The sequence below is a fragment of the Streptomyces longispororuber genome (genome assembly GCF_024448165.1).
GTDB classification, from domain to species: Bacteria; Actinomycetota; Actinomycetes; order Streptomycetales; family Streptomycetaceae; genus Streptomyces; species Streptomyces longispororuber_A.
In genome coordinates this window covers 1-2381 of the sequence record NZ_JAMOLN010000424.1, presented here as the reverse complement: position 1 = coordinate 2381, position 2381 = coordinate 1, and the positions used below count along the sequence as shown (strand labels likewise).

Genomic DNA, 2381 nt, shown 5'->3' with positions numbered 1-2381 from the left:
GCCGCCGCCTTCTTCACCGCTTTCGTGGCCGTCTTCTTGGCCGTCTTCGTGGCTGCCTTCTTGGCTGTCTTCTTGGTCGTGTTCTGGGCTGTCTTCTTGGTCGTCTCTCTGGCTGTGCCGGGCTGCTCGACCGTGCCGGGCTGCTGCTCGGCCGCAGCGGTCTTCTCGGCAGGGGGCGTCGCGGCCTTCTTCTGTGCGGGCGACGACGACGAACGCTGTGCAGGCATGACCGCTCCTGTCCGCGGAGGATTCGGGGGTTGCGGAAGCGACGTTCTGGGAGAGGGCCGTGCGGGGGGATCGTGGGGTGTACCGGAGGAGCCTTCCACGGTCTCCGGGTGGGCAATCCGGTGCTTTGTTACCTACTCGAGCGTAAGTACACAGACAAGACCGGCCCCGTCGTGAGCGACGGAGCCGGCCCATGAACTCACCTCTCGTCTAAGGGTTGTCGACCTGGAGCAGCCTGTTCGGCGAACCCAGGCCCGCACCGGTCACCTTGCCCGTTACTGCCCGGTCTGTCAGCGCTTTGCCGACTTCGGCCGGCGCGGCCGCCGGGTGGTCGGCCAGGTACAGCGCGGCGGCGCCCGCGGCGTGCGGGGACGCCATGGACGTGCCCGAGAAGGTGGCCTTCCCGGTGTCGCTCGCGTACGACGCGGACGTGATGTCCACGCCGGGGGCGAACAGGTCGAGCCGGGTACCCCAATTGGAGAAGCTCGCACGTGCATCGTCGGGACCGGTCGCCCCGACGGTGATCGCCTGTCGCACCCGGGCCGGGGAGTAGAAGTCCGCGGGCAGCCCGTCGTTGCCCGCCGCCACGGTGTACGTGACGCCGGAGGCGATGGAGTTGCGGACCGCCGCGTCGAGCTGGGCGTTGGCGTAGCCGCCCAGGCTCATGTTGGCGACCGCGGGCTTCTTCGCGTGCTGGGTCACCCAGTCGATGCCCGCGATGACCTGGGCCGTGGTGCCGGAGCCCTCGTCGTCGAGCACCCGCACGGCGACGACGTCGGCCTGTTTCGCGACGCCGTACTGCTCGCCCGCGATGGTTCCGGCGACGTGGGTGCCGTGCCCGTTGCCGTCCTGGGCCACCGCGTCGTTCTGCACGAAGTCCCAGCCGCTGGTGGCCCGTCCGCCGAAGTCCTGGTGGGTGGTGCGGATGCCGGTGTCGATGACGTAGACCGTCACCCCGGCGCCCGCCGACTCCGGCCAGGTGTAGGACTTGTCGAGCGGCAGGTCGTTCTGGTCGATGCGGTCCAGGCCCCACGACGGCGGGTTCTTCTGGTTGTGGTCGAAGGCGACCGTCGTGTCCTGCACGACGGAGGACACGCCGGGATCCGCCGCGAGCCGCTTCGCCTGCGCCTCATTGACCTTCACCGCGTACCCGTTGAGCGCCTTGCTGTAGGTGTGGCGGATTTTCGCCCCGTATTTGGCGGCGAGGTCCTTGCCCGCCTCCGACGGGGCCTCGGTTCCCCCCTTCAAGGTCACGATGTAGCTGCCCGCCACGGCGCCGGGCTCACCGGCGCCGAGTATCCGCCCTTGCGCGGGGGCGGCCTGTGCGGGCAGCGTGATGGCCGAAAGCGCCGCGGCCGTGGCGAGCACGGTGAGCCCCCCGGCCCAGCGCAGTCGCCGCTTTCGCGACACTGGCACGGTCACTGCCATGTGTGAGTTCCCCTCCTCAACTCGGCGCAGTCTCACGCCAGTTGGCAGCCTCTCGTGCGGTGTGAAGCGCCACAAGGTTGTACGAGGGGGCGGAATCGGCCATATCGCCCGTGGAGGGCGAGTGGAAGTTGCGGGAGGGTTGCGGCGGATTCCGGCCGAACTGCGGGACCGTGGCGGGCTGCCGGGTCCCGGCCGCCGGGGGGAGGATGACGCCCATGGCGATCATCCACCACACCACCCTGAAGCCCACCAAGCTCGAACTCCTCACCGGCTGGCTCCCGAAGCAGCCCTGGTACCGGGGCGACGGCACCCCCGACCTCACCAAGGCCGGCGGCTTCCGGCTCGACGACCCGGCCGGCGCGGTCGGCATCGAGTTCATGGCCGTCACCGACGCCTCGGGTCCTGAGCCGGTGACGTACCACGTGCCGCTGACCTACCGCGGCGCCCCGCTGCCCGACGCGCCCGACGGCGCGCTCATCGGGACGACCGTGCACGGCGTCCTCGGCGACCGGTGGGTGTACGACGGGACCCGGGACCCGGTGCTCGTCGCCGAGTTGACCGCGCTGCTCAAGGGCGAGGTGCCCGCGCACGCGCAGAGCGTCGACGGCGCGCTCGACGAGACCGTGCGGGCCCGGCTCGACGGCGCGGACGGCCGCCCGGAGTTCGTCCGGGTCCTGGAGCCGGGCACCACCGTCCCCCGTGGCGTCACCGCCGAGTGGCAGTCGGGG

At 70.9% G+C, this 2381-nt stretch carries 2 protein-coding genes and 1 pseudogene; 1 reads left to right on the top strand and 2 read right to left on the bottom strand.

What is annotated here, in order from left to right; translation table 11 throughout:
- Nucleotides 1-227: pseudogene (locus M4J07_RS47650) on the bottom strand (RNA polymerase sigma factor); the annotation flags it as partial.
- Between the two features lie 208 nt (nucleotides 228-435).
- Nucleotides 436-1653, bottom strand: a complete 1218-nt coding sequence (locus tag M4J07_RS47645; protein ID WP_255983646.1) for a S8 family peptidase — start codon at nucleotides 1651-1653, stop codon at nucleotides 436-438.
- A gap of 215 nt (nucleotides 1654-1868) precedes the next feature.
- Here M4J07_RS47645 and M4J07_RS47640 point away from each other — a divergent pair.
- On the top strand, nucleotides 1869-2381 hold a 513-nt coding region (locus M4J07_RS47640; RefSeq protein WP_255983644.1), incomplete at its 3' end, for a maltokinase N-terminal cap-like domain-containing protein.

Bases quoted from the DNA above. Each gene is read 5' to 3' on its own strand.
- M4J07_RS47645 (WP_255983646.1), bottom strand. From the start codon at position 1,653: ATGGCAGTGACCGTGCCAGTGTCGCGAAAGCGGCGACTGCGCTGGGCC.